Genomic DNA, 25,298 nt, shown 5'->3' with positions numbered 1-25,298 from the left:
AGGATCATTTTTATACATCCATTTCAGTACAATCCAAACCTAAGTGCTGCGCTGAGCAATCGGGAAATATTAAAATGTTATATAGAAAGACGAATTACAAGGGATAATTCTTTATTGTTATCTGTCACATATACATGTGATAGAATTTAGCACCTTCTTTGTATTTGAAACAAAGGGTTGCTAAGGTTTCAAAGGGTCTATTCCCTCCACCTTTCTTGATAACTTTTCAACAAGTGATTGAACTTTGTAAAAGCAAATATAGGTATGGAAAAACGGATATTCCTATTATTTGTACAAAAAATTACAAATTGAATGCCAATTTTACCTTATCTACCATATTTAATTTTTCCCATGTGAATAACTCCACTTCTTTTTCAACCCTGCCATTATAGGGAGATTCAAATACTTTTGACACCATTCTAGGTTCCTTCCCAAAATGTCCATAAGCGGCAGTTTCCAGGTAAATGGGATTTCTTAATTTAAGACGGTTTTCTATATCAAAAGGCCTCATTTTAAAAAGTTCTGCCACTTTACGGGCAATTTCACCATCGCTCATAGCCACTTTTGAAGTTCCATAAGTGTCTACTAAAATAGAAGTAGGTTCGGCCAATCCAATAGCATAACTTACCTGTACCAATATTTCATCACTAACTCCTGCCGCAACCAAATTTTTTGCCGCGTGTCTTGCTGCATAAGCGGCGCTCCGGTCTACTTTACTAGGATCCTTTCCACTGAAAGCGCCCCCACCGTGTGCACCTTTACCTCCATAAGTATCTACAATTATTTTTCTTCCGGTTAATCCGGTATCCCCATGTGGCCCTCCAATCACAAATTTACCTGTAGGATTAATATGGTATGTAATCTTATCATTAAACAAGCCCTGTGTACGCTGGGGTAATTTTGCTATTACTCTTGGGATTAAAAAATTAATAAGGTCTTCTTTGATTTTTGCCAGCATTTTATCATCATCCTTGTCAAACTCATCATGCTGCGTAGATATTACTATTGTATCAATTCTAAGAGGTTTGTTATCATCCGAATATTCAATAGTAACCTGTGCTTTGGCATCAGGTCTTAGATAAGGTATTTCTTTATTTTCTCTTCTTATTAAGGATAGTTCCTTAAGTATTCGATGAGAAATGTCTAATGCCAATGGCATATAGTTTTCACTTTCGTTAGTCGCATAACCGAACATCATGCCCTGATCACCAGCGCCTTGGTCTTCCTTTTTTTCTCGTTCAACACCCTGATTTATATCTTTAGACTGCTCGTGAATCAAAGATATGACTCCACATGAATCACCACTAAACTGATATGCACCTTTAGTATATCCAATTTTATTTATAACATCGCGCGCTATTTGTTGGAGATCTACGTAGGTGTGACTTTTTACTTCACCCGCTAAAATTACCTGCCCAGTGGTTACCAAGGTTTCACAGGCTACCTTACTTTCAGGGTCAAAAGCTAAAAAATTATCTAATAAAGCATCACTAATCTGATCGGCAATCTTATCCGGGTGTCCTTCACTAACAGATTCTGAAGTAAACAAATAGGCCATAAAAACTTACTTTTTAAAATTAAAATTGATTTGACGGTTGCTGGAAAAGAAGTTTACAACTCAGATTACTCTGTAGAAACTGCTTTAGCATTTTTTCTTTTGCAGAATCTTAATGATCTTTAAATAGCGTTTAAACGTATCCAAAAAATATGTCCTGCTTAAGAGGTTGCAATCAGTCAAATCCCTCCTCTTATATAACGTTGTCAAAAATACATAATTGCTATTGAAATAAAAATTTTGAGAAGACAAAATTATCTCTAGTATTTCAACAACTATTTTTTCTCTTCCAGCAGATACTTTGTATATTGTGTTCCTCTTATATTTAAGACACCAACCATAAATTAAAACACTATATGCACATTGCCGTAGCTGGAAATATAGGAGCCGGAAAAACTACCCTAACCCGGCTTTTATCGAAACATTACAGATGGGAGGCTCATTTCGAAGATGTAGTAGACAATCCCTATTTGGATGATTTTTACAATCAGATGGAACGCTGGAGTTTTAATCTTCAGATCTATTTCTTAAATAGCAGATATAGACAAATATTAAAGATCCGCCAATCTGGAAAAAATATAATTCAGGACAGGACCATTTACGAAGATGCGCACATTTTTGCTCCTAATCTGCATGCTATGGGTCTTATGACCAACAGAGATTTCAGCAATTACTCCAGTCTTTTTGATCTCATGGAAAGCCTGGTACAACCCCCAGATCTGCTAATTTACCTTAGAAGTTCCATCCCCAATTTGGTAAATCAAATACACAAAAGAGGCAGAGATTACGAGAATTCTATATCTATAGATTATTTAAGTCGATTGAACGAACGTTATGAAGCATGGGCCCATGGCTATGAAAAAGGCAATTTGTTGGTTATTGATGTGGATCAATTAGATTTCGTCGACAATCCCGAACATCTGGGTGAAGTAATAAATAAGATAGATGCCGAAATACATGGACTCTTCTAAAGATAATTACTAAAAAAAATCCCCAAGCACAGCCTGGGGATTTTTTTTAAGCTTCGAAACAACAGTTACTATTCCTCCGTTACTTCTTTTACTATTTTTTCTATTCGAATTTTTGCATTAGAATTAACTTCATTTAATGCGTCTATCTGCGCTTTTACTTCTTCTTCACTGCCTTCAAAAATAATTTCACGGCTATTCTCAGCGCCATTTTCCAAAGTAGTTATAGTTACAACCGCTTTTACTAGACCTTCATCGTTCTTTTTCATCTCAACCTGAATCTCTTTTTTAACTTCTATGTTGCCATTTTCAGTATTATACGCAGTTAAGGTATCTGAAGAAATAGCGATACTTGGTGCTATCACCAAAGCTACAACAGACATAAGTTTTAAAAGAATGTTCAACGAAGGACCTGAGGTATCCTTAAAAGGATCTCCAACGGTATCTCCTACTACAGCCGCTTTATGAGCGTCTGTACCTTTACCACCGTCTGCTTCAATCATTTTTTTGGCATTATCCCATGCACCACCGGCATTAGATTGAAATATTGCCATAAGCACGCCACAGGTAGTTACACCAGCTAAAAGTCCTCCAAGCATTTCTGCACCACCAATAAACCCAACTGCAACAGGTACAGCAATCGCCAATAAACCTGGCAATACCATTTCTTTAATAGAAGCTTTTGTTGATATGTCTACACATTTATCATATTCAGCAACCCCGTCTGCAGCATCAAATATTTTTCTGTCCTCTGCAGTTGCCTTAGTCATATCAGAGTCATACTTTCTCATAACTTCCAATGCAGCATGCAATTCCGGAATGTCCCTGAACTGCCTGCGAACTTCCTCGATCATGGCCATGGCTGCACGGCCCACTGCATTCATAGATAAGGCAGAGAACACAAATGGAAGCATCCCTCCTACTAGTAAGCCAGCCATAATATCAGGTCTTGATACGTCTATGGCAGTAACATTAGCCACTTTCATAAAGGCTGCAAACAATGCCAACGCAGTCAAAGCAGCAGAGGCTATAGCAAAACCTTTTCCAATGGCCGCTGTAGTATTTCCAACAGCATCTAATTTGTCTGTACGTTCACGAACTTCTTTAGGTAATTCCGCCATTTCTGCTATCCCCCCGGCATTATCAGAAATAGGACCATAAGCATCAACGGCCAATTGAATCCCTGTATTTGCCAACATTCCAACTGCAGCAATTGCAATCCCGTATAAACCTGCAAAGTGATGTGAAACTAAAATAGCACTTGCTATTAATATGATAGGCACTGCTGTAGACATCATTCCAACTCCCAGGCCAGCTATAATATTAGTAGCTGCTCCCGTATTAGATTGCCTTACTATTGAACTAACAGGTTTTGTTCCTGTTCCTGTATAATACTCTGTTATTTTACCAACCCCAAACCCGGCAATTAAACCGGCAAGTGTGGCATAAAAAACACCCATTGCCCCAGAAGGCAAGCCTTCAATAGTTTCAGGCAACATGGATGTTATAATAAAATAGGAAGCAATTATCATCAAAAAGCCAGATCCGAATTCGCCCAAATTTAATGCTCTATGGGGGCTTCCACCATCCTTAACCTTGACAAAGAAAGTACCAATTATAGACATCACGATTCCTACAGCAGCCAAAACCAAGGGTAGGTAAACTGCACCCAGACCTCCGAATTCAGGCGTAAAAATAAATGCCCCTAATACCATCGTACCAATAATTGAACCAACAAAAGATTCAAATAAATCGGCTCCCATACCTGCAACATCTCCTACATTATCTCCTACATTATCTGCAATAGTTGCCGGATTCAAAGGATGATCTTCGGGAATACCGGCTTCAACTTTACCCACCAAATCTGCACCAACATCTGCCGCTTTTGTATAAATTCCTCCACCAACACGAGCAAATAATGCTATAGATGAAGCCCCCAGGGAAAATCCGGAAAGTACATTTAATACCATAGGAATATTTTCAGATCCAGGCCAAATCATTTGGTAAATCATAAATAACCCACTCAATCCAAGAACACCCAGGCCAACAACCCCTAATCCCATTACAGAACCACCTGCAAAAGCTACTTCCAAAGCCTTACCTAAAGACTGTCTGGCAGCTTGTGTTGTTCTTACATTTGCTTTTGTTGCAACACGCATTCCAATAAATCCGGCCAATGCAGAACATATGGCACCTACTACAAAAGAAAGTGCGACCATTCCATTGGATCCCTCTTCAGCAGACCCTTTGAAATACAATAAGATAGCTACAGCTATTACAAAAATTGAAAGGATTTTGTATTCCGCCTTCAGAAAGGACATTGCTCCATCCGAAATATTTTTGGCAATCCGCGCCATCTTAGCATCGCCCACTTCTTGCTTGGAAACCCAAATATTTTTTATTAAGACAAAAAGTAGTGCTAAAACACCAAAAGCAGGTAAAATGTTTACGATTAATTCCATATTTGTTAGTTATTTGCTGTTTAAAACGGGTGCAAAAGTAGTAAAATGGATTAGAATAAAAAAGCTAAATATTTTCTCTGGAGGATTTAAAAACTAAAACCAAATGTTCCCTTAATACTAAAAGGACGGGCATCCGGATTCTCCAAATAATTACCCCTGAAATTAAAGTCGATTCTAAAAACTTTGAAGATATTACCAATACCAAAAGAGTATTCCCAATAAATCTGTTCAGAAGGAGCAATTAGAGGAATATTTGTTGGGCTGCTTAGTATAATATTTTCGTCAGTTAAGGTACCCCACGCTCCTCTTAAACCGACAATTTCCCTTAAATTCCAATTTCGAATAATTGGAATCCTGGAAAAAATCCGGCCATTAAAATTATGCTCTAAATGAACGGTGACATAGGTATCGGTAACAAACTCGTAAAAATTTAAATTTGGAAAAGTATTATATATGGTCCATAAGGTCTGGTTTCCAGGTATTACACTTAAAAGGCCAAGGGGAACAGATCCGAATGTTTTACCGGCTTCAACAGTACTTAACAGTCTTCCAAAGCCTCCAATCTGCCAGGGTTGTGTATACGAAAATTGAATTTTATCAAATTCAAAATCACTTTGAAAAAAACCTTTTAACCCCTTTGTATAATTTAATAAAAGAGTGCTGTAATTGTCATTAACGTTTCTTCGTTCCACACCGTTACCTATGGTTTTTTTACCGGGAGTATACAGGAGTATGGTATTTAGTTCAAACTGATTAATCTCAGAAGATATGCCTGTTGGGGACTCAGGATCTAAATAATCCAAACTAAACGCGTCGGGTAATGCTGAACTTAATGTGCGATATGAACTCCCAAACCGAACCCTAAAATTGGTAATTGGTTCAATATCCGTATTGAAGGTGGTTAGATTAATATTAGTAAGCCTGTTATTGGCTCCAACCGTAAAAATTGCTGAAGAGGCTACACTTCTGCCAAGTACATCAGTCGTTTGCGTAAGGTTAATACCCAATTGCTCTATATCTCTTCGGTGCCCACCGGATAGTATTAATCTTGTTTTTTGATCTAAAAGCCATTTACCTGAAATACCATGTTTAAATTTTTCATCTTTAAACCCATATGCCATGTATCCCTCAATTCGCCATGGATCATTTTGCCCAAAATAGGTTCGGGCACCTCCTCTTAATCTAATCCCTTCGGCTTCATTATACCCAAAACCACTGTAGATACTTCCTAAATCTATATTCCATCTATCAATTTCTATATAACCCGACGCCAAAATACTGGCAATGTCATAAGCTGTGTTAAAACGAGGTACTGTCTTTAATGTATCTAAAAGATCGTATATACCTTGTTCGTCTTTATTAAGGGATTCCAATCTGTTATTTTCCCAAAATATACTGTCTCTTTCAAATGTGATCGGGTTAAAAGGATCGGTTTTGTTTTTATAGAACTGTAAAGAGGCTAAAATCACTCAGCATATAGTCTCTTTTTAACAAAAAAACTGAATCGTTGAGTACTTCGTATTCCTGCTCTATATAAATTTCCTTAACCCAATTTATATTGGCACTTTTTGTAACCTCCAGATTAATTTTTTTAATTGCGAAAGTTGAATCATTAACCCAAAAATCCCCTTTAAATGTTAGTTCATTTTTTCTCCTTGGATAATAAATGATATGGTAGCACCATTTGCTGTCTATATAAGCGCTATCTGAAAGTACATAATTATAGGCATCAATACCTGCTTCAGAAACCGGACTGGGAAAACTCTTATCAAAAAACTTTAAATACTTATCATAAATATCATATTCCGAATAAAGATCCTTTACAAATCCGATTATCGCCTGATTATTACTAAAACCGGAATTTTTATTTCCTAATACATCCTCTTTGGTCTGATTTAAAATGTTATCCCCATACACTTTACTCGAGGTTTCATTCAAAAATATTGGCAAATAGGTTTTCCCTGTAATTCTGGAAGTATCAAGATCCTGAAAAACAAACTCCATTCCTTTAAAAAGCTTACTCTGCATCATGGCACTATCTATAGAATTAAGGTCAAATTCTACTTTTTCATATTTATCATATTGATATTGTTTAAACATGCGGAGACCATTGATCTTCTTTTTTGCCCATATTTTTTTTAGGATATCTATTGCCGGATTATTCTTTTTGGACTGTTTCCCCATATACACAACAACCTCATCTAACTGCTCCCCTTGCAGCAAAACAACTTTAAGATTGTAGTTTACCCGTTGTGATAATTTTAATTCTTCTGTTTTATATCCGATGAACGATATGGTGAGTGCGTTGAATTTTTTTGAAGATTCTAAATAGAATAATCCATCTTCATTGGTGATAGCACCTTCTGTAGAGCCTTTAAATATAACATTGGCGAATGCCACAGGCTCCCCCTCCTCGTCAACCACAATCCCGCCGGCTTTGGTCTGAGACAAAATAAACAAAGGAGTTAATAGAAGAAAGAATAGCAGGAATCTTTTCATAAGTATTAGATATTGCAATACTCGATCCAAAGTAATCGAATACACAATAATTGTAGCTATGGTTTAGGGTAAATTACCTTCGAATAGAATTCCTTTGATAAAAAAGCTTCGCCCAACCTTGGTCGACGAAGCTAAGATACCTTTACATAATCATTTAACTTATTTATATAACACTTTCTTAACAGCCTTAATAACGTCTTTATAATTGGGTATCCATTCTTCCAGCAATACCGGAGAATAAGGTGCAGGAGTATCTGCAGTGTTTATTTTTACAACAGGAGCATCCAAATAATCAAAGGCCTCTGATTGAACCATATAAGTAATCTCAGTTGCCACGTTCCCAAAGGGCCATGCCTCCTCAAGTATAACTAATCTGTTTGTTTTCTTGACTGATTTTAATATCTTTTTACGATCCATAGGCTTAACCGTGCGGAGGTCAATTATTTCGCAGCTTATGCCTTCTTTCTCCAATTCGTCAGCAGCTTTATAGGCCTCTTTTATTATTTTACCGAAAGAAACTATAGTAACATCTTTACCTTCCCTTTTGATTTCTGCAACTCCCAGGGGAATAGTATATTCTCCCTCGGGTACTTCACCCTTATCCCCATACATTTGTTCAGACTCCATAAAAATTACCGGATCATCATCCCGAATCGCAGATTTTAAAAGTCCCTTGGCATCATTGGGGTTAGATGGCACAACAACTTTTAAACCCGGACAATTGGCAAACCAGCTTTCAAATGCCTGTGAGTGTGTTGCAGCCAGCTGCCCTGCAGAACCTGTAGGTCCACGAAAAACAATTGGACAATTAAACTGTCCCCCGGACATCTGTCTGATTTTGGCTGCGTTATTTATTATCTGGTCTATACCCACAAGTGCAAAATTGAAGGTCATAAATTCGATTATAGGTCTGTTACCGTTCATAGCAGATCCTACTCCTATTCCCGCAAAGCCTAATTCAGAAATTGGTGTGTCTAGAACACGATCCGGACCAAATTCATCTAACATTCCTTTTGATGCCTTGTAGGCACCATTATATTCCGCGACTTCTTCACCCATTAAATAAATAGATTCATCTCTTCGCATTTCTTCTGTCATTGCCTCAGCAATAGCTTGCCTAAATTGTATGGTCTTCATCTAATTGTGGTCCCCCTTTTTAAATAATTCACTTTAAAATGCCAACAAAAATAGGAAAATATCTACCAATTAGCGCTCCCAGTTAATTAAAAAAAGATACAAAATTTACTATGCATGCATAGTAAATTTGAAAATTAATAGCTATCTTTGCAGCTACTTTTTGAATGCACAAAACGCAAAATAAGTATGAAGATATTAGTTTGTATCAGTAACGTACCGGATACTACTTCCAAAATCAATTTTACGGAAGGAGATACAAAATTTGACACCAATGGTGTTCAATTTGTAATTAACCCAAATGATGAATTTGGTTTAACCCGTGCTATGTGGTTTAAGGAAAAGCAAGGAGCAACTATTCATGTGGCAACTGTAGGGGGCCCTGCCGTTGAACCCACAATTAGAAAGGCCCTGGCCATTGGTGCAGATGAGGCAGTTCGAATAAATGCGGAACCAACGGATGGCCTTTTTGTTGCTCATCAGCTCGCTGAAGTTATTAAAACAGGTGGTTATGATCTTATCATTGCAGGGAGAGAATCAATAGATTATAATGGAGGTATGGTTCCTGGTATGATTTCCGCCATGTTAAATTATAATTTTATAAATACATGCATTGGGCTGGAGATTGAGGGCAATACTGCTACTGCCATTCGGGAAATTGATGGTGGAAAGGAAAAAATTTCTACGACACTTCCCCTTATTATTGGAGGTCAAAAAGGCCTGGTAGAGGAAAGTGATCTCCGTATTCCAAATATGAGGGGTATAATGATGGCTCGTCAGAAAAAACTAAATGTACTGGAGCCGGTAGATGCCAGTTTTGGAACCGAAGACATTAAATTTGAAAAACCAGCTGCGAAAGGAGCAGTAAAATTGGTGGAATCAGATAATATTTCGGAATTAATAGACCTGTTGCATAATGAAGCAAAGGTCATCTAATTATTAAATCAGGTTTCAGAGTTGACTGAAACTTTTAACCTAATCCTTAAAAGAAAATTATGTCAGTACTTGTATACACGGAGTCCGATAACGGTAAATTTAAAAAAAATGCCCTGGAGACTGCCTCCTACGCGCATAAGTTAGCTGAACAATTAGGCACTTCAGTTACGGCAATAACAATAAATGTGGCAGATTCCGAAGTAATCGGAACTTACGGAGTTTCAAAAATATTGAAAGTTACCAGTGATAAACTTTCCATTTTTAATGCAAAGGCTTATGCAGCGGTTATCGCACAGGCTGTGGAAAATGAAGGTGCAAGTACCATTGTCGTTAGTTCGAGCACTGATACCAAGTATATGGCTGGTATTCTGGCCGGAATCCTGAATGCCGGATATTGCACTAATGTCGTTGCTCCGCCAATAAGCACTAATCCACTCATTGTAAAAAGAACGGCCTTTAGCAATAAAGGCTTTGCACATACACAATATAAGACTACTACAAATATTATTGGAGTATCTAATAATGCCTACGGAATATTCGAAAACAGCGTAAGCCCCGAAGTAGAAAACTTTGAACCCAACTTAAATGATCCCGATTTCTCTGTGCAATCATTGAATATTGACAAAGTAGTCGGTAAAGCAACAATAGCCGATGCAGATATCGTAGTATCTGGAGGAAGAGGTTTAAAAGGTCCTGAAAATTGGGGTATGATCGAAGAATTGGCAGACGTTCTGGGAGCTGCCACGGCCTGTTCTAAACCGGTTTCAGATATGGGCTGGCGTTCGCATAGCGAGCATGTTGGACAAACAGGTAAACCCGTTGCAAGCAATCTTTATATAGCCATTGGTATTTCTGGAGCAATTCAACATCTGGCCGGTATTAATGCTTCTAAAGTTAAAGTAGTAATCAATACGGATCCCGAAGCACCGTTTTTTAAGGCTGCAGATTATGGCATTATAGGTGATGCCTTTGAAGTCGTACCCAAACTCACCGAAAAATTAAAAGAATTTAAGGCCCAAAACGCTTAATTTTTGTTAATTTGTGCCCCTAAAGTACTGTTTAAATATCAAGACAACCCTTATTTAAACAGCACTGAGTGGTATACTTATAAATATGAGCTTAGTAAGGTTAAAAATAAAAGGTATTTCCTATAGCCAGACTCAAAATGGGGCTTATGCCCTTATTTTAAATGAAGTAGATGGTGACAGAAAACTGCCTATAGTCATTGGAGCGTTCGAAGCACAGTCCATTGCCATTGCCCTGGAAAAAGAAATAAAACCTCCGAGACCCCTCACGCATGATCTTTTTAAAAATTTTTCGGATCGGTTTGACATTGTAGTAAAACAGGTTATTATCCATAAATTAGTTGATGGAGTCTTTTACTCGAGTATTATTTGTGAGCGTGATAAAATTGAAGAAATAATAGATGCTAGAACAAGTGATGCTATTGCTCTTGCACTTCGCTTTAATGCACCGATTTTTACTTATAAAACTATTCTGGACAAAGCGGGTATCTTCCTGAAATTTTCCTCAAAGGATAAAGAAAAAGCAGAGGGAGACGACAGTATTGTGGTTGATGAAATTTTACAGGAGGGTGAAACTGTTGAAATAGATCCGGGCACAACAACACCATACAAGGAATTAAGCCTCGAGGAACTCAATAAGGAATTGGCCAAAGCCGTGGCCAATGAAGATTATGAAAAAGCTGCGAAACTGAGGGATGAAATATCTAAACGCAATTGATAATATAGCATCTCTTCTATGAACCTCAGGTTTTGGATTCTTTTATTTTTATTAATTTTTTCATTTCCTGCAGAAGCTCAGCTAAACCAGATAGCGGATTCTGTTTCTATTACAATAGATACCACCACTATAAATGACATTGCCACCCAGACTGCTGACATTATAACTCCTAATCAGGGATTCTCATTTAACTCCCTTTGGAGAGGTGCTTTAGGCATGTTTGTACTAATCCTAATATCCTATATCTTTAGTGCGAACCGAAATGGAATTAATTGGAGAACAGTTGGTATTGGCGTTGGGGGTCAACTAATTCTGGCTATAGGGATCTTAAAGGTTCCCTTTATTCAAACTATTTTCAGAGCCGCCGGCCAGTTTTTTGTAAATATTCTTGATTATACTCTTGCCGGAAGTGAATTTTTGCTGGGCAACCTATTAAATGTAGACAATCCAAACATTGGGTATGTCTTTGCGTTTCAGATTTTACCTACAATCATTTTCTTTTCTGCACTCACCTCTGTTCTGTTTTATTTGGGAATTATCCAAAAGATTGTCAAAGCACTAGCCTGGTTGCTCACAAAAACGTTAGGTATTTCCGGTGCTGAGGGTCTTTCTGTTGCGGGTAATATATTTTTAGGACAAACTGAAGCACCTTTGCTTATCAAGGCATATTTGGAAAAAATGAACCGTTCAGAAATCCTTTTAGTCATGATCGGCGGGATGGCTACTGTTGCCGGAGGAGTTTTGGCGGCTTATATCGGTTTTCTGGGAGGCACTGATCCGTTACTTCGATTAGAATTTGCACGCCACTTATTAGCAGCATCCGTCATGGCTGCTCCCGGGGCAATTGTAATATCTAAAATACTCTATCCACAAACTGAGGCAATTAATAAAGAAATACAGATATCTAACGAAAAAATTGGCTCAAATCTACTGGATGCTATTGCCAACGGCACTACTGAAGGATTAAAACTGGCTGTAAATGTGGGTGCTATGTTATTAGTCTTTATTGCCTTTATAGCTATGATTAATGGTATTTTAGGTTGGTTTGGTGACTTTACTTCCCTAAATGAATGGATTTCTTCAAACACCGTTTACGATTCCTTTTCACTTGAAGCAATTCTGGGGGCTGTCTTTGCTCCATTAATGTGGCTTATTGGTGTAAATACAGCAGATATAATGCTTATGGGGCAATTATTGGGAATCAAATTGGCCGCCAGTGAGTTTGTTGGCTATATTCAATTAGCTGAATTAAAAAATGTCCTTAACCCTACCCATTTTTCCTTTAATAAATCTATAATAATGGGTACTTATATGTTATGTGGTTTTGCAAATTTTGCTTCAATAGGCATTCAAATTGGCGGAATAGGGTCCTTGGCCCCGGGTCAGCGAAAAACACTCTCTGAATTTGGTATGCGAGCCGTCTTGGGTGGGACGCTGGCATCTTTGCTATCAGCCACTATTGCAGGGTTGATTTTAGGTTAGGACCCTTTTGAAAAGCTATTAGCAGATTCTGACTGGTTAATAAGTTTTTAAAACTCAAAATCCAATACAATCTATCTTTCATTAAATTCGTCTTCGAAAGTATATTTTTTTTATGAAACAATACCATGATCTATTAAAGCATGTTCTCGAAACAGGCGCTCAAAAATCAGACAGGACCGGTACAGGAACTTATAGCGTCTTTGGCTACCAAATGCGATTTGACCTAAGTGAAGGATTCCCTATGGTAACCACCAAAAAATTGCATTTAAAATCTATTATTTATGAATTACTTTGGTTTTTAAAAGGTGATACTAACGTTAGTTACCTGCAGGAAAACGGAGTTAGGATCTGGAATGAATGGGCTGATGAAAATGGTGAATTAGGGCCTGTATATGGTCATCAGTGGCGCAATTGGAATGGCGAGCATATAGACCAGATATCCGATGTCATTAAAACTTTGAAGGAAAATCCGGATAGCCGCAGAATGCTCGTATCTGCATGGAACCCCAGTGTATTGCCAGATACTTCAAAATCATTTTCGCAAAATGTGGCAGATGGAAAAGCAGCTTTACCCCCCTGCCATGCTTTTTTCCAGTTTTATGTTTCTGATGGAAAATTATCATGTCAGTTATATCAACGAAGTGCAGATATCTTTTTAGGCGTACCATTTAATATTGCCTCATATGCTCTATTTACTATGATGATGGCCCAGGTATGTGGCTATGCTCCCGGAGAATTTATCCATACTTTTGGTGATGCACATATATACAACAACCACCTGGAGCAAATAGAGTTACAACTAAGCAGAGAACCCAGACCATTGCCAAAAATGGAACTAAATCCAGAAGTCAAGAACATCTTTGATTTTAAATTTGAGGATTTTAAATTGATGTATTATGATCCGTATCCGCATATTAAAGGTACGGTAGCCGTGTAATTGACTGCTCTTTTTATCTCCGCACATAAATTCCTATATTTAAAGGAAAAATTGTGTTATGCTTCTTACTGAAACACTCTTAGATACATTCTTCAGTACCAGAAAAGAAAGTGAAACCATATGCTCTCCTCTGGAAATTGAGGACTATGTGGTTCAGCCCGTAGAAGATGTTTCCCCACCTAAATGGCATCTCGATGAGGATTTTTCCTTTGTATTTAACAGCTATCATGAAACTGTAAGGAAAAGAGTCATCCGTTCAGACCGGGGCAATCTATCAAGACCTTCCGTGCAAAAAGTATATGCCTACAGACAATATGTCACCAACGCTATTAAAATACTTTTAGAGAAAGTACGAGATAAGAAACTGTTACAATTATTGGAAATTGGTATACACCATGAAAAACAGCATCAGGAACTGCTGGTAACAGATATTAAATACATCTTAGGAAATAATCCGCTTTTACCTGCCTATACAAATTCTATAAATGAAAACAGAGAAGAAAGCCATCAGCAGGATTGGATTTCAATGGACGCCGGCATATATGAAATTGGCCACGACCAGGATTCATTTTGTTTTGATAATGAGCAGGGAAGGCATAAGGTTTACTTACAGGCTTACGAAATTTCAAATAAACTTATTACGAATAGCGAATATTTAGAATTCATGAATGATGGCGGTTATAGTTCATTTGAATTGTGGCATGCTGAAGGTTGGGACTGGATTTGCAAAAACCAGATTTCGTCTCCTCTTTACTGGCATGAAATTGATGGAGAATGGTTTAGCTATACCCTTGAAGGACTACAAAAAATTAATGGAAATACTCCAATTACTCATCTTTCCTATTTTGAGGCCTTTGCTTTTGCACAATGGAAAGGCTATCGCTTGCCAACTGAATTTGAGTGGGAAGCAGCACAGGAATATTTCCCGTGGGGTGACAGATGGGAATGGACGGAAAGTGCCTACCTGCCTTACCCCGGATATCAAAAGGAAGATGGCGCCTTGGGTGAGTATAATGGCAAATTTATGGTAAATCAGAAAGTACTGCGTGGAGGATCTTTCGCCACGCCAGCTAACCATACTCGCCCTACATACCGTAATTTTTTTCACCCTCATTTAAGATGGCAGTATACCGGATTAAGGTTAGCCAAATAATTCCGACAAAAGCAGCATGCAAGAAAAAACTACTTTAATTTCAACGTCTCAATTCCATAAAGACGTCTATACCGGGCTTACTGATTTTCCTAAACATTTATCTTCAAAATATTTCTATGATGCAAAAGGGGATAAGCTGTTTCAGGAAATAATGGATATGCCGGAATATTATCTGACTAATAGCGAGTATAAAATTCTAGACAAGTTTAAAGATGAAATATGCCGTGTATTTTTCAAAGACGCACAGGAATTCGACCTTGTTGAACTGGGAGCAGGAGATGGAAAGAAAACAAAGATTCTGTTAAGGCACCTTTCTTCAGAAGGGATTCCTTTTCAGTATATCCCTATTGATATTAGTGAGAATGCATTGAATGAACTTGAGTCGTCTATAAATAACGAACTTCCATCTGTAAAGGTTAAATCATTACAGGGAACCTATTTTGAAACACTGGAACAGCTCTGCAAAATGCAAAACAAGAAAAAGGTTATTATGTTCCTTGGCTCAAATATTGGCAATTTGCTTCATCCTCAAGCCATAGAATTTTTAACGAGTATACAAGAGCTTATGAATAAGGATGATATTTTCTTTATTGGTTTTGATCAAAAAAAAGATCCACAAACCATCCTTAATGCCTATAATGATAATGCAGGTATTACCGAGAGATTTAATAAGAATTTGCTAGCCAGGATAAACAATGAATTAGATGCTGATTTTGATCTCGACAAATTCTTGCATTGGGAAGTATACGACCCGGAAACAGGTACCGCCAAAAGCTATTTGGTTGCTAAGGAAAATCAGAAAGTTCATATTAACGGGCTTGATCTTACCGTGTCTTTTGAAGCATGGGAAACGATACATACTGAAATTTCACAAAAATATGACGACAATGTAGTCTCTTGGTTAGCTGATAAGGCTGGATTGCGGATAAGCAGAATTTTTAGTGCCGAAAATAGATTTTACAAAAACTATATTTTAAAAAAATAGATATGAAAGCTATATGGAATAATACCGTTATTGCTGAGAGTGACAATACAATTATTGTTGAGAATAATCATTACTTTCCAGCTGAAAGCATTAAAAAAGAATATTTCAAACCCAGCACTACACATAGTACATGCCCGTGGAAAGGTGTAGCTTCATATTATACCCTGGAAGTTAACGGCATGGAAAACAAAGATGCCGCCTGGTATTATCCTGAGATCAGCGAGCTTGCAAAACAAATTAAAGGTTCCGTTGCCTTTTGGAAAGGAGTAGAAATTGTTGAATAAAAAAACCGGGATGTTCATTGAACATCCCGGTCTAGTTAAACCTGATTGTTAATTACAATTCTAAAACAGCGTTTTCTGAACCAGCGAAGTCATTCCACTGGTAACGGTCTGCCTCTGTTTCATTAACATAATTGCCATCTACGAGATATCTAAACTCGTAAGTACTTTCTTTTGGCAAATCAAACGTTCCTTTAAAAGTTCCGTTTTTAAGTTTTTTCAACATGCTGCCTTTTGGATTCCAATTATTGAAATCTCCAACTACAGCAACTTTTTTTGCATCCTCAGCAGGGACTGTAAAAGTTACCTTGCAAATTGGTTTTGTTTTTAAATATTGTTTTGCGATTGACATGATAATTAATTTTTGTGATTACGGTGCAAAAATAATACATTAAATCCCTCATTTACAATGAATAATATCATATTTATTAATTTCTTAAAATATTAATGTCTTTTAGTTCACTTTAGTAAAAAGAGGGGGGTTCTTTTTTCAAGTAGGTAATTCCTACAACTTTTTTCTAATGATCTCCAAAATAGAATCTATATCTTCAAACGAATTGTAATAGTGAAAACTAATCCGAATACCTTTTCCACGCCTTGAACAGACTACATTTGCTTCCATTAAATGGTTAAATAACAGGTCATTTCCCTTAATATTAAAAATGGTGCTGTGCTGGTGCCTATGGAGAACTTCATTATTTAATAACCCTAATTCGCTAAAACCCTTAATAGCCCTGGCACTTAAATTCTCGTTGTGAGCTGTGATTTCCTTCATTCCAATATCTTTCAGTATCTCCAGCGCACGTTTCAGGCTTCCTATATTCAGACTATCCAGATGCCCAGGCTCAAAATGCTTATTAAAAGGTATTGTATTCTTGGCAGTGAGAACAGCATTAGCGGAATTGAATCCTGTGGTTTTTATTTTGAATCTGCTTTTGGCCAAATCTTTGAATAGCATAAATCCGTTACCGGTTCCTGCCAAAAGCCATTTATAGCCACTTGCCCCTAGCACGTCAATGCCTGAGTTCTCAAAATCAATATCAAAAGCCCCACAAAATTGAGTGCCGTCTGCTATGATAAGAAGATGTGGGAATTCTTCTTTCAAAGATTTCAGGAAGTCAAGCTCTACACGTATTCCGTTTATCCATTGAACCAGACTAAGAGCAAGCACCGATACTGAACCCGTCTTAACTTTTTCTATAATATTCTCTTCTAAATTTTCGTCAATTTTAGCATAAGAAATTTGAAAACCTCTACTTTCAAAAGGCCAATTAACTGAAGGATAATCATTTTCTAGCAGCAGTATATGTTCCTTACTACCTAATCCTTCAAGCAAGATATTTAGTCCCAAAGAAAAATTTGGAAGCAAAGCAACCAGATCCTTATTACACTTAAAAAATTCCCCAACCATTACTCTTGCCCCACTTATAAGCCCCAAACTATCAATTTTCATAGAACTACCTCCAATGAGATAATCCAAATCGTGATTTTGGCGCCACTCCAAAAGCTCCTCGCTTAATAGACCATATGCCGCTGTATTTGCATATATAGTATGGCTAAGAACAGGATATGACTTTCTATATTTTTGCATCATTGATTGTTATTGAAATTTTTGATTTGCTGTATCTTTGTATCTAAAGATAACTATTAGGATGTCATCCGAGAATAAAAGTGAGCCAAGTATAGACAATGAACAGCATGAACAGCTGGAGTATGCGCATAAACGAATTAGACAGAAAAAGAATCTTTACGTCCATTTTGTACTTTTTCTGGTCGGGAGCATATTCCTTGTATTGATCAATAAAATTTTGAAATATGGCGAAGAATATAACTGGTTCATATGGGCAATTACATTTTGGGCATTCTTATTTGTAGTCCATTTGGTAAATGTCTTTGTTACTCAAAAATTTATGGGACTTGATTGGGAACGTAAACAACGCGAAAAATTAGTTGAAAAACAAAGGCAGCGAATCAGGGAACTCCAAAAGGAAATTGAAACAGATTTTCCAATGGCTAATTATAAAAAAAAAGATTAGTGGGTAAAATTATTATGATTGCCGCCATAGGAAAAAATAATGCCCTGGGTAAGGATAATGATCTGCTGTGGCACCTTCCGGATGATTTTAAACGTTTTAAACAATTAACAACCGGGCACAAAATTATTATGGGCAGAAAAACGTTTGAAAGTTTTCCAAAACCGCTTCCAAATCGCACCCATATAATTATTACCCGAGACCCCAATTACAATCCTGCTATGCCTTCCTGCATTGTGGTTCATTCCATAGAAGAAGCATTGAAATTGATCAAGGATGATGACAAATCCTATATAATTGGTGGAGGAGAAATCTATGATTTGGGGATGCCTTATGCAGACATTTTAGAAGTAACAAGAATCAATGAGTCTTTTGACGCCGATACCTATTTTCCGAAAATAGATGAAAAAATATGGGCACTTGCCAAAGAGGAATATCACCCAATTGATGAAAGACATAAATACGACTTTACCTATCTCACTTACCAAAGAATTAGCCCTAAGAAATGACTGAAATTTCCATTTATGACCTTCAATTGACAATATTACCTATCAAGGATTAGGCGTATTTTGTTAGAAGCTTTTTAAAAGTTTAGATATGAAATTTGTTTAGTATTGTCAACATCTTCCAGAAATAAAGTCAATACCTCGATATCCGTATTGGTGTAGAACTGTGCATTTCCAGAAGACTTTTTGAGATTTTGGAGATTGAATTTTTTAAGAACTGCCAGGGTTTGCTTTGCTACGGCCGCACCGCAATCGATTATGTTCACATGAGGCGGGAGTATTTCCCTTAAGACCGGTATTAAATAAGGGTAATGCGTACATCCTAAAACAATGTGATCCATGTTTGCTTCGAGCATAGGCGTAATATACCTGATCAATAATTGCCTGGTCTCAGTAGAATTTATTTTTCCAGCTTCAATTAGTGGCACAAGACCAACACCTTCCCGTTCTACAATCTTTATCGCGCTAGCATGATCTTTTGAAGTTTTTAAAAAGAGATTACTACTTAAAGTTCCTTTTGTTGCCAATACTCCTACTGTTCCCGTTCCCGAATTTAGGGCTGCAGGTTTAATAGCGGGCTCAATGCCTATAAATGGAACACCATAATTTTCTCGTAAATGCGAAATGGCATTTGTTGTAGCTGTATTACAGGCCACTACTATGAGTTTGCAGCCTCTTGCCAACAAAAGTTCAGTGTTCTTTACACTCAAATTAATTATTTCTTCTCTGGTTTTTTGACCATAGGGTGCATTTTTACTATCTGCCAAATAAATAGTATCCTCATGGGGCATTAGCGCATGTATCTCTTTCCATATGGAGGTACCTCCTACCCCCGAATCAAAAATACCTATGGGTTTTACATTCATGTAAAATGTGGTTTACTACAAATGATTCTTAAAAACAAAGTTATACATTCCTAAAACAAGCCTGTAATTCTTAATAAGATATTATGCTAGCAGTTATTCATGGGGCAACAATCTGGCGCAAGTAGTTATGAACGAAAGACGGTCTGGTTCTCTTTAAAAATATAAACAAAAAAACTGCCCATTTAGGGCAGTTTTTATATGATTTGACTTTAGAAAAATTAAAATCCTAATTCCTGTTTAACTTCAGCTAACAAATCTTTTCCTTTTGCAACAATTAAGCCCCCACCCTGAGTGGCATCTATCACATAATCATAGCCTTGAGCAGCAGCAACTTTCTCTATAGCTGCTTTGGCCTTTATAGAAATGGGTTCAAACAATTCCGCTTGTTTCTTGGCTAATTCTTGTTGTGCCGCCTGTTGTGCGTCTCCAATGTTTTTTTCAAAACCCTGAAGTTCCTGAGCTCTTTTTTGATTTTCTTCTTCAGATTTGGAAGTAGCTTCGTTAGAGTACTGGGTATATTTATTCTTTAGCTCTGTCATAGAACTTTCGATATCTGCCCGGTAAGTTTCCTGTAGTTTTTTTAGTTCTGCCTGTGCGGCTTTCATTTCCGGCATCTCGCCTAATAATTCGGTAACATTGATATGGGCGATTTTGCTTTGTGCTTGTGCAAAACTAGTAGCGGCTACTAATAAAACTATGGCTATTGCTACATTTTTAAACTGTTTCATGATTTTGATATTTACTATTTGAGTGTTAATTAAAATAAATTTTGAATTTTAGTTTTTAGTGTCTTCCTTGTTTTCTATTATTTCTTTTCTTTGTTCTTCTTTTTCTTTTTTCTTTGCTTCCCTCTCTTCTAATAATTTCTTTCTTCTTGCTTCATAAGCTTTCTTGCGCTCTTCCCTTATTCTTAGTTGTTCTGCCCTTCGTTCCTCAGCAGTTTTGATTCTTGTCTCTTCTGCCTGCTTTGCCATTTCCTGTCTTTCTCGTAGAGCATCACTAATTTCCTCTTCTTCCGGATCACCTTCAAAGTTTTCTAACTGGCTTTTGGCCTTTGCCTTTGCTTTTGGTGCACTAACTTTCCTGGTCCTCGCTATACCCCTTAACACCAATTCGCTTATATCATGTCTTTTTTGGGAGTACAACATTACGACATCCGCAGATTTATCAAAAATAAAATCGTACTTTTTATTTGATCCAATTTTTTGTACTTCATTAAAAACCTGATCTTGTATAGGCTGAATTAATCTTTTCCTTTGGAGAACCAAATCCCCATTAGGTCCAAATCGATTTTGCTGATATTCAATCATTTCCTTTTCCAAAATCTGAATTTCCTCTTCTCGTTCTAGTATTAGTTCATTTGTCAATAAAACCTTTTCTGCCATCAAGTCTTTCTTCATTTGATCCACTTCACTCTGCTTCTGTTCTACTTCAATTTTCCACCGCTGAACTTTGTTTTCCAATTGTTCGCTGGCATCACGATATTCTTCTACATTTTCAAGAATATACTCCATATCCACATAACCAATTCTTACGCCCCGTTGCGAAAATGCGTTAGACCAAAGCAACAAACCAACAATTACTAAAAGAACTTTTGTCTTCATCATTTAATACGTTTTATTACATAGAAAATATCGTGCCAAAATTACTAATTATTTTAAAATGAGTGGATTAACCTAAAGTATTATTGGAAAAATTGCTTAGTTAGAACTGTTGTCCTATAATAAAGTGCGTTTGCCATCCGCTTGGACCGCTGCCTGCAGACTGTGGACGGCTATCTTCATCGAAACCATAACCAAAGTCAATCCCCAATAAACCAAAGGCCGGCATAAATATCCGGACACCCACTCCGGCCGATCGTTTTAAAAGAAACGGATTATATTCCTGAAAATTGTTGAAATTATTTCCTGCCTCTAAAAAAGATAGGGCATAAATAGATGCAGAAGGCTTTAATGTTAATGGATATCGAAGTTCCAGCGAATATTTATTAAATACTATTCCACCTTCTTGCTGCCCGGTAAGGGGATCAATTGGTGTAATGGAGTTATTCTCGTATCCTCTTAATTGTATGGTCTCTCTTCCATCTAATGTAAAATTACCTGCAAGACCATCTCCACCCATAAAGAAACGTTCAAAAGGCACCTTACCCAGATCACTGTTATAACTTCCCAGAAACCCAAATTCAACATTAGTACGCAAGACTAGCTTACCTACTATACGGGTATACCAATCTCCTTTAAACTTTATTTTAAAATACTCTAACCATTCAAACCTCTGCTGCTGAATTGTCTCCAGTTCCAGGATTTCATCCTGTGTCAAAGGACGCTCCTGACCGATTAAACCAAGCTCGGTAGTCCTTTCCTGTAATGCCGCATAATCCGTATTGCTAAAGAGAGAATAAGGAGGTGTTAACTTGGCAGTAACTTCAAAAATAGACCCGGATAACGGAAAAATTCTTCCCGGGCCTGCTGAACTCCTTGATAATCCCAAAGTATAGGTGAGGGAATTAGATGAACCATTACCAAATTGAAAAAGACCGGAATTGTAGTTCTGAAAATCATAAAATTGATATCCCAATGCATGAGATATTGTAAAAAAGTCATCCGGCCATTGCAATCTTTTGGCTAGTCCAACAGAAATGCCTGTTATGGAAAATTGCTGATCTTTATTTACCTGAATCCTACCGGAATTATCAAAGGATGCCAAGAATTGCTGAGTCCTGGAAAACGACATATTAAACCTTACTGGCTTTTTACCCCCTAACCAGGGTTCTGAAAAGTTCAGACTATAAACCCTAAAAGTTCTACTGGCTTGCAAACGCAGTGCAAATGTTTGGCCATCTCCCATTGGGACCGGTTTATAGGCCTTACCATTAAAGATGTTTTTTATAGAAAAGTTATTAAAAGACAAACCAAGGGTGCCTATAAATCCACCTCCACCATAACCTCCTTGCAACTCTATCTGACTGGATCCTGACTCCACAAGGCTGTATTTTAAATCAACCGTACCAGCATTGGGGTCCGGGTTTAAAATATCGGGTTTTATTTGTTCGGCATCAAAAAAGCCAAGCTGCCCTAATTCCCTTACACTTCGAACAATGTTGTCTTTACTATATTTCTGTCCGGGACGAGTTCTTAATTCTCTGAATATTACATGATCATTGGTTTTGTCATTCCCCTCAACATAGACATGATTTAAAAAAGTTTCTTTTCCTTCAATAATCCTGATCTCAAAATTTATGGTATCATTCTGGGCGGATACTTCAACCGGATTTATTTGTGAAAACAAATAGCCATTATTTTGATACAGGTTTGTGATATCTTCTGCATCGGGCTTACTATCATCGGCAATTCGTTCCCTCAGAAGAACGCCATTATAAGTATCTCCTTTTTTAATCCCTAAAACCTGATTTAACTGACGATCCGTATAAACTGAATTCCCAACAAAATCTATATTCCCGAAGTAGTACTTATTCCCCTCCTCTACTTTAATGTCTATATTTATTTTACTGTCATTGAGTATAGAAATAGAATCTGAAAGCACTCTGGCATCCCTATACCCTTTCTCAGCATATTTATCGATCATTGCTGCGAGGTCTTCCTTATAGTCAGCTTCAATATATTTGGATTTCTTCCAAACCCTTCCAAATTGTTGTTTCTTCGTATTCTTAAGTGCTTTGCGAAGCTGTTTATCCGAAAGCATTTTGTTTCCTTCAATGGTAATTTTTTTAATCTTTACTTTGTCTCCGGTCTTAATATTAACTACCATGCTCTCTGCATTTGTGTCTGAGGTATCCACAGCAGTAGCAATTGTAACCTTGGCATTTAGATAACCGTCTTTCTTATATTTATTTTCAATATAGTTTCTTGTATTTGAAATAAAACTCTCCGTTACCTTTTTGCCTTTTTTAAGGTCTGTTTCTTTTATTATTTCATCTATTTTTTTCTTCTTAATACCATAAACCGTAACCTTTGATAGTGTTGGTCTTTCCACGATATCAAGTTCCAGATAAACCTTGTCACCTTCAATGTTTGAGATATAAAAATTAATATCACTGAACAATTCGAGATCCCAAAGCTTTTTGATTACCGCGCTGATTTGATCCCCGGGCACTGTTATAGGCTGCCCTTCCCTGAGTCCGGTAAATGTTTTCACCGTTTGCTCATTATAACTTTGCAAGCCTTTAACTTCAATCCCACCGAGTATATATTTTTTACCACTACCATAGGTCGTTTCCTGGGCAGAACTGAAAGTAGTAAAAAGGAGTAGTAAAAATAAAATCAGAAGTTCAAGTGATATGAACTTGTTCATATCGCTAGTTGAGTTGTTCGCTAGTTTTTCCAAATCTTCGTTCTCTGTGCTGATAATTCTCTAAAGCCTCTAACAAATGATGCTCTTTAAAATCGGGCCAAAATACATCAATAAAATATAATTCAGCGTATGCTATCTGCCAAAGTAAAAAATTGCTAATCCTGTGTTCACCACTGGTGCGGATTAGCAAGTCTACGTCTGGTAAATTTCGCGTGTAAAGATGGTTATTAATAATGGTTTCATCAATATTTTCGGGAGAAATTATATTATTTTTAACTTTGGCACTAATGCTTTGAATTGCATTTTTAATCTCTTCTCTTGAACCATAACTTAAAGCAAGAGTCAGCGTCATTGTTTTATTCTGACTAGTCCTGGCCATTACTTCTTTAAGTTCTGCCAAAGCCCTTGGAGGGAGAGACTGAATATTGCCAATTGCATTCAATTTTATGTTATTCTCGTTGAGGGTGTGAAGTTCTTTTTTTAAAGAAGATACCAGTAATTTCATTAGGGTATCAACTTCTAACTTAGGTCGCTTCCAGTTTTCTGTAGAAAATGCATACAGGGTAAGATACTTGATTCCAAGTTTAGAACAATTTACAGCAACATCACGCACTGCCTTAACACCATGTTCATGACCAAAAACACGCAGTCTCCCTTTTTGCTTAGCCCATCTGCCGTTACCGTCCATTATAATAGCCAGATGCTTTGGAAGCTTCCCGTTTTTTATTTCATCAATAGTGTTCATAATAAGTGTTACTCAAAACAATCGGAACATGGTTTTCTGCCAAAGGTATAAGTTAATGTAATTCCTGAGAAAACGTACCAATCATCACTAAAAATATTTCCGAATCTAAATTGTTCAAAATTAGATCCTTCAGGATTACTGCCATCCAAATTGTCAGTAAAAGTCAATCGAGCTCCTATTTCCGCCCCAATAACTAAAAACTGTGTTAACCTTGCTTTTGCTCCAATGGTCATAGGAATAGCAAAAGAACCGTCTTTTTGGTCTAAATCCTGTATTTGCCCTGCATCAAAATATTTGTACTCATATCTGAAATAAGTAATCCCAGTATACAAATATGGTGTAAATGCGGGCCCTAATTTATGCAAATTATATTCAACAAAATTAAATTCCAGACCTGCAGAGACCTCTAGTACGGAATTATCCATAGTATAGGCTCTTTGTCTTCTTGAAGAAATACTTGATTTGCTATCATCTGCTGTAAATTCTCCATATATAATGCTAGCCCTCCAGGCATAGCGCTTACTTTTGTTCCATTTAAAAATACCCCCAAAAGCAGGGCCTGAAGGCGCTATATAGTTCATTCTTCCAACATCTCCAATATTATTGACACCTCCCGCATAAATCCCAATTTCATTAGTTTGGGCATTTATTAAGCCAAAGCCAAGTAAAAGAATAACAACAATAAACGCTCTCATTAAACTC

The 25,298-nt window shown here is 37.1% G+C and carries 22 protein-coding genes, 1 pseudogene and 1 riboswitch; of the genes and pseudogenes, 11 read left to right on the top strand and 12 right to left on the bottom strand.

All coding sequences use genetic code 11. From position 1 onward, the window contains the following. Positions 1 to 114: 114 nt before the first annotated feature. Positions 115 to 225: riboswitch (SAM riboswitch) on the bottom strand. A 76-nt stretch (positions 226 to 301) separates the two neighbouring features. Continuing rightward, complete coding sequence (gene metK, locus Q0X89_RS15325; protein WP_297695736.1) at positions 302 to 1,558, bottom strand: methionine adenosyltransferase; 1,257 nt, start codon at positions 1,556 to 1,558, stop codon at positions 302 to 304. A 353-nt stretch (positions 1,559 to 1,911) separates the two neighbouring features. On the opposite strand from metK, the gene Q0X89_RS15320 reads away from it, so the two are divergent. After that, complete coding sequence (locus tag Q0X89_RS15320) at positions 1,912 to 2,526, top strand: deoxynucleoside kinase (RefSeq protein ID WP_297695734.1); 615 nt, start codon at positions 1,912 to 1,914, stop codon at positions 2,524 to 2,526. A gap of 68 nt (positions 2,527 to 2,594) precedes the next feature. Here the strand turns inward: Q0X89_RS15320 and Q0X89_RS15315 are convergent, their stop codons facing one another. From Q0X89_RS15315 to Q0X89_RS15305, 3 genes and pseudogenes are all read right to left on the bottom strand, one after another. Continuing rightward, positions 2,595 to 4,985 carry a sodium-translocating pyrophosphatase gene (locus Q0X89_RS15315; RefSeq protein ID WP_297695733.1) on the bottom strand — a complete coding sequence of 797 codons (2,391 nt, stop codon included), beginning with the start codon at positions 4,983 to 4,985 and terminating at the stop codon, positions 2,595 to 2,597. A gap of 86 nt (positions 4,986 to 5,071) precedes the next feature. Beyond that, positions 5,072 to 7,484 (bottom strand): annotated as a pseudogene (locus Q0X89_RS15310) (DUF5686 family protein). Positions 7,485 to 7,643: 159 nt separating this feature from the next. Beyond that, positions 7,644 to 8,621, bottom strand: a complete 978-nt coding sequence (locus Q0X89_RS15305; protein WP_297695731.1) for a pyruvate dehydrogenase complex E1 component subunit beta — start codon at positions 8,619 to 8,621, stop codon at positions 7,644 to 7,646. Between the two features lie 186 nt (positions 8,622 to 8,807). Here Q0X89_RS15305 and Q0X89_RS15300 point away from each other — a divergent pair, with 186 nt between their 5' ends. The 8 genes from Q0X89_RS15300 to Q0X89_RS15265 all read left to right on the top strand — a co-directional run bounded on the left by Q0X89_RS15300 (position 8,808) and on the right by Q0X89_RS15265 (position 16,138). Then, entirely contained in the window at positions 8,808 to 9,554 is a 747-nt protein-coding gene (locus Q0X89_RS15300; protein ID WP_297695729.1) for an electron transfer flavoprotein subunit beta/FixA family protein, read from the top strand. A 59-nt stretch (positions 9,555 to 9,613) separates the two neighbouring features. Further along, positions 9,614 to 10,582 (top strand): electron transfer flavoprotein subunit alpha/FixB family protein, encoded by a 969-nt coding sequence (locus Q0X89_RS15295; RefSeq protein WP_297695727.1) that lies wholly within the window; start codon positions 9,614 to 9,616, stop codon positions 10,580 to 10,582. Positions 10,583 to 10,667: 85 nt separating this feature from the next. Continuing rightward, positions 10,668 to 11,297 carry a bifunctional nuclease family protein gene (locus Q0X89_RS15290; protein WP_297695726.1) on the top strand — a complete coding sequence of 210 codons (630 nt, stop codon included), beginning with the start codon at positions 10,668 to 10,670 and terminating at the stop codon, positions 11,295 to 11,297. An 18-nt stretch (positions 11,298 to 11,315) separates the two neighbouring features. Beyond that, complete coding sequence (locus tag Q0X89_RS15285) at positions 11,316 to 12,779, top strand: nucleoside transporter C-terminal domain-containing protein (protein ID WP_297695724.1); 1,464 nt, start codon at positions 11,316 to 11,318, stop codon at positions 12,777 to 12,779. A gap of 112 nt (positions 12,780 to 12,891) precedes the next feature. After that, positions 12,892 to 13,716, top strand: coding sequence for a thymidylate synthase (locus tag Q0X89_RS15280; protein WP_297695722.1), 825 nt, complete (start codon positions 12,892 to 12,894; stop codon positions 13,714 to 13,716). Positions 13,717 to 13,774: 58 nt separating this feature from the next. Continuing rightward, positions 13,775 to 14,869, top strand: a complete 1,095-nt coding sequence (locus Q0X89_RS15275; RefSeq protein ID WP_297695720.1) for an ergothioneine biosynthesis protein EgtB — start codon at positions 13,775 to 13,777, stop codon at positions 14,867 to 14,869. A gap of 16 nt (positions 14,870 to 14,885) precedes the next feature. Then, complete coding sequence (gene egtD, locus Q0X89_RS15270) at positions 14,886 to 15,854, top strand: L-histidine N(alpha)-methyltransferase (RefSeq protein ID WP_297695718.1); 969 nt, start codon at positions 14,886 to 14,888, stop codon at positions 15,852 to 15,854. Between the two features lie 2 nt (positions 15,855 to 15,856). After that, complete coding sequence (locus Q0X89_RS15265) at positions 15,857 to 16,138, top strand: DUF427 domain-containing protein (protein ID WP_297695716.1); 282 nt, start codon at positions 15,857 to 15,859, stop codon at positions 16,136 to 16,138. A gap of 52 nt (positions 16,139 to 16,190) precedes the next feature. Here the strand turns inward: Q0X89_RS15265 and Q0X89_RS15260 are convergent, their stop codons facing one another. Together Q0X89_RS15260 and Q0X89_RS15255 are read right to left on the bottom strand one after the other, a co-directional pair. Then, positions 16,191 to 16,487, bottom strand: coding sequence for an isoamylase early set domain-containing protein (locus Q0X89_RS15260; protein ID WP_297695714.1), 297 nt, complete (start codon positions 16,485 to 16,487; stop codon positions 16,191 to 16,193). Positions 16,488 to 16,640: 153 nt separating this feature from the next. Continuing rightward, entirely contained in the window at positions 16,641 to 17,729 is a 1,089-nt protein-coding gene (locus Q0X89_RS15255) for an aminotransferase class V-fold PLP-dependent enzyme (protein ID WP_297695712.1), read from the bottom strand. 58 nt (positions 17,730 to 17,787) lie between these two features. On the opposite strand from Q0X89_RS15255, the gene Q0X89_RS15250 reads away from it, so the two are divergent. Together Q0X89_RS15250 and Q0X89_RS15245 are read left to right on the top strand one after the other, a co-directional pair. After that, positions 17,788 to 18,171 (top strand): 2TM domain-containing protein, encoded by a 384-nt coding sequence (locus Q0X89_RS15250; RefSeq protein WP_297695710.1) that lies wholly within the window; start codon positions 17,788 to 17,790, stop codon positions 18,169 to 18,171. Beyond that, a complete protein-coding gene (locus tag Q0X89_RS15245) occupies positions 18,171 to 18,677 on the top strand; it encodes a dihydrofolate reductase (RefSeq protein ID WP_297695708.1) in 507 nt (168 codons plus the stop codon). Before Q0X89_RS15250 ends, Q0X89_RS15245 begins: the two co-directional genes overlap by 1 nt. A 74-nt stretch (positions 18,678 to 18,751) precedes the next feature. Here Q0X89_RS15245 and murI read toward each other — a convergent pair whose 3' ends face one another. The 6 genes from murI to Q0X89_RS15215 all read right to left on the bottom strand — a co-directional run bounded on the left by murI (position 18,752) and on the right by Q0X89_RS15215 (position 25,291). Then, positions 18,752 to 19,540 carry a glutamate racemase gene (gene murI / locus Q0X89_RS15240; RefSeq protein WP_297695706.1) on the bottom strand — a complete coding sequence of 263 codons (789 nt, stop codon included), beginning with the start codon at positions 19,538 to 19,540 and terminating at the stop codon, positions 18,752 to 18,754. A gap of 218 nt (positions 19,541 to 19,758) precedes the next feature. After that, the gene (locus Q0X89_RS15235; RefSeq protein WP_297695704.1) at positions 19,759 to 20,268 is read right to left on the bottom strand and encodes an OmpH family outer membrane protein; all 510 of its coding nucleotides are present in this window, start codon (positions 20,266 to 20,268) and stop codon (positions 19,759 to 19,761) included. 48 nt (positions 20,269 to 20,316) lie between these two features. Continuing rightward, entirely contained in the window at positions 20,317 to 21,144 is an 828-nt protein-coding gene (locus Q0X89_RS15230) for an OmpH family outer membrane protein (RefSeq protein WP_297695849.1), read from the bottom strand. 100 nt (positions 21,145 to 21,244) lie between these two features. After that, positions 21,245 to 23,851: a POTRA domain-containing protein gene (locus Q0X89_RS15225; RefSeq protein WP_297695701.1), complete on the bottom strand. Its 2,607-nt coding sequence runs from the start codon at positions 23,849 to 23,851 to the stop codon at positions 21,245 to 21,247. Between the two features lie 4 nt (positions 23,852 to 23,855). Then, positions 23,856 to 24,596, bottom strand: coding sequence for an isoprenyl transferase (locus Q0X89_RS15220; protein ID WP_297695698.1), 741 nt, complete (start codon positions 24,594 to 24,596; stop codon positions 23,856 to 23,858). A gap of 8 nt (positions 24,597 to 24,604) precedes the next feature. Continuing rightward, complete coding sequence (locus Q0X89_RS15215) at positions 24,605 to 25,291, bottom strand: DUF6089 family protein (protein ID WP_297695696.1); 687 nt, start codon at positions 25,289 to 25,291, stop codon at positions 24,605 to 24,607. Positions 25,292 to 25,298 lie beyond the last annotated feature (7 nt).

This window comes from uncultured Eudoraea sp. (genome assembly GCF_947258525.1).
GTDB lineage: Bacteria > Bacteroidota > Bacteroidia > Flavobacteriales > Flavobacteriaceae > Eudoraea.
The sequence above is the reverse complement of the archived record's forward strand: the minus strand, read 5'-3'. Positions and strand labels throughout refer to the sequence as shown.

Coding starts and splice junctions, on each gene's coding strand:
- metK (WP_297695736.1), bottom strand. CDS start 1,558: ATGGCCTATTTGTTTACTTCAGAATCTGTTAGTGAAGGACACCCGGAT.
- Q0X89_RS15320 (WP_297695734.1), top strand. CDS start 1,912: ATGCACATTGCCGTAGCTGGAAATATAGGAGCCGGAAAAACTACCCTA.
- Q0X89_RS15315 (WP_297695733.1), bottom strand. CDS start 4,985: ATGGAATTAATCGTAAACATTTTACCTGCTTTTGGTGTTTTAGCACTA.
- Q0X89_RS15305 (WP_297695731.1), bottom strand. CDS start 8,621: ATGAAGACCATACAATTTAGGCAAGCTATTGCTGAGGCAATGACAGAA.
- Q0X89_RS15300 (WP_297695729.1), top strand. CDS start 8,808: ATGAAGATATTAGTTTGTATCAGTAACGTACCGGATACTACTTCCAAA.
- Q0X89_RS15295 (WP_297695727.1), top strand. CDS start 9,614: ATGTCAGTACTTGTATACACGGAGTCCGATAACGGTAAATTTAAAAAA.
- Q0X89_RS15290 (WP_297695726.1), top strand. CDS start 10,668: ATGAGCTTAGTAAGGTTAAAAATAAAAGGTATTTCCTATAGCCAGACT.
- Q0X89_RS15285 (WP_297695724.1), top strand. CDS start 11,316: ATGAACCTCAGGTTTTGGATTCTTTTATTTTTATTAATTTTTTCATTT.
- Q0X89_RS15280 (WP_297695722.1), top strand. CDS start 12,892: ATGAAACAATACCATGATCTATTAAAGCATGTTCTCGAAACAGGCGCT.
- Q0X89_RS15275 (WP_297695720.1), top strand. CDS start 13,775: ATGCTTCTTACTGAAACACTCTTAGATACATTCTTCAGTACCAGAAAA.
- egtD (WP_297695718.1), top strand. CDS start 14,886: ATGCAAGAAAAAACTACTTTAATTTCAACGTCTCAATTCCATAAAGAC.
- Q0X89_RS15265 (WP_297695716.1), top strand. CDS start 15,857: ATGAAAGCTATATGGAATAATACCGTTATTGCTGAGAGTGACAATACA.
- Q0X89_RS15260 (WP_297695714.1), bottom strand. CDS start 16,487: ATGTCAATCGCAAAACAATATTTAAAAACAAAACCAATTTGCAAGGTA.
- Q0X89_RS15255 (WP_297695712.1), bottom strand. CDS start 17,729: ATGATGCAAAAATATAGAAAGTCATATCCTGTTCTTAGCCATACTATA.
- Q0X89_RS15250 (WP_297695710.1), top strand. CDS start 17,788: ATGTCATCCGAGAATAAAAGTGAGCCAAGTATAGACAATGAACAGCAT.
- murI (WP_297695706.1), bottom strand. CDS start 19,540: ATGAATGTAAAACCCATAGGTATTTTTGATTCGGGGGTAGGAGGTACC.
- Q0X89_RS15235 (WP_297695704.1), bottom strand. CDS start 20,268: ATGAAACAGTTTAAAAATGTAGCAATAGCCATAGTTTTATTAGTAGCC.
- Q0X89_RS15230 (WP_297695849.1), bottom strand. CDS start 21,144: ATGAAGACAAAAGTTCTTTTAGTAATTGTTGGTTTGTTGCTTTGGTCT.
- Q0X89_RS15225 (WP_297695701.1), bottom strand. CDS start 23,851: ATGAACAAGTTCATATCACTTGAACTTCTGATTTTATTTTTACTACTC.
- Q0X89_RS15220 (WP_297695698.1), bottom strand. CDS start 24,596: ATGAACACTATTGATGAAATAAAAAACGGGAAGCTTCCAAAGCATCTG.
- Q0X89_RS15215 (WP_297695696.1), bottom strand. CDS start 25,291: ATGAGAGCGTTTATTGTTGTTATTCTTTTACTTGGCTTTGGCTTAATA.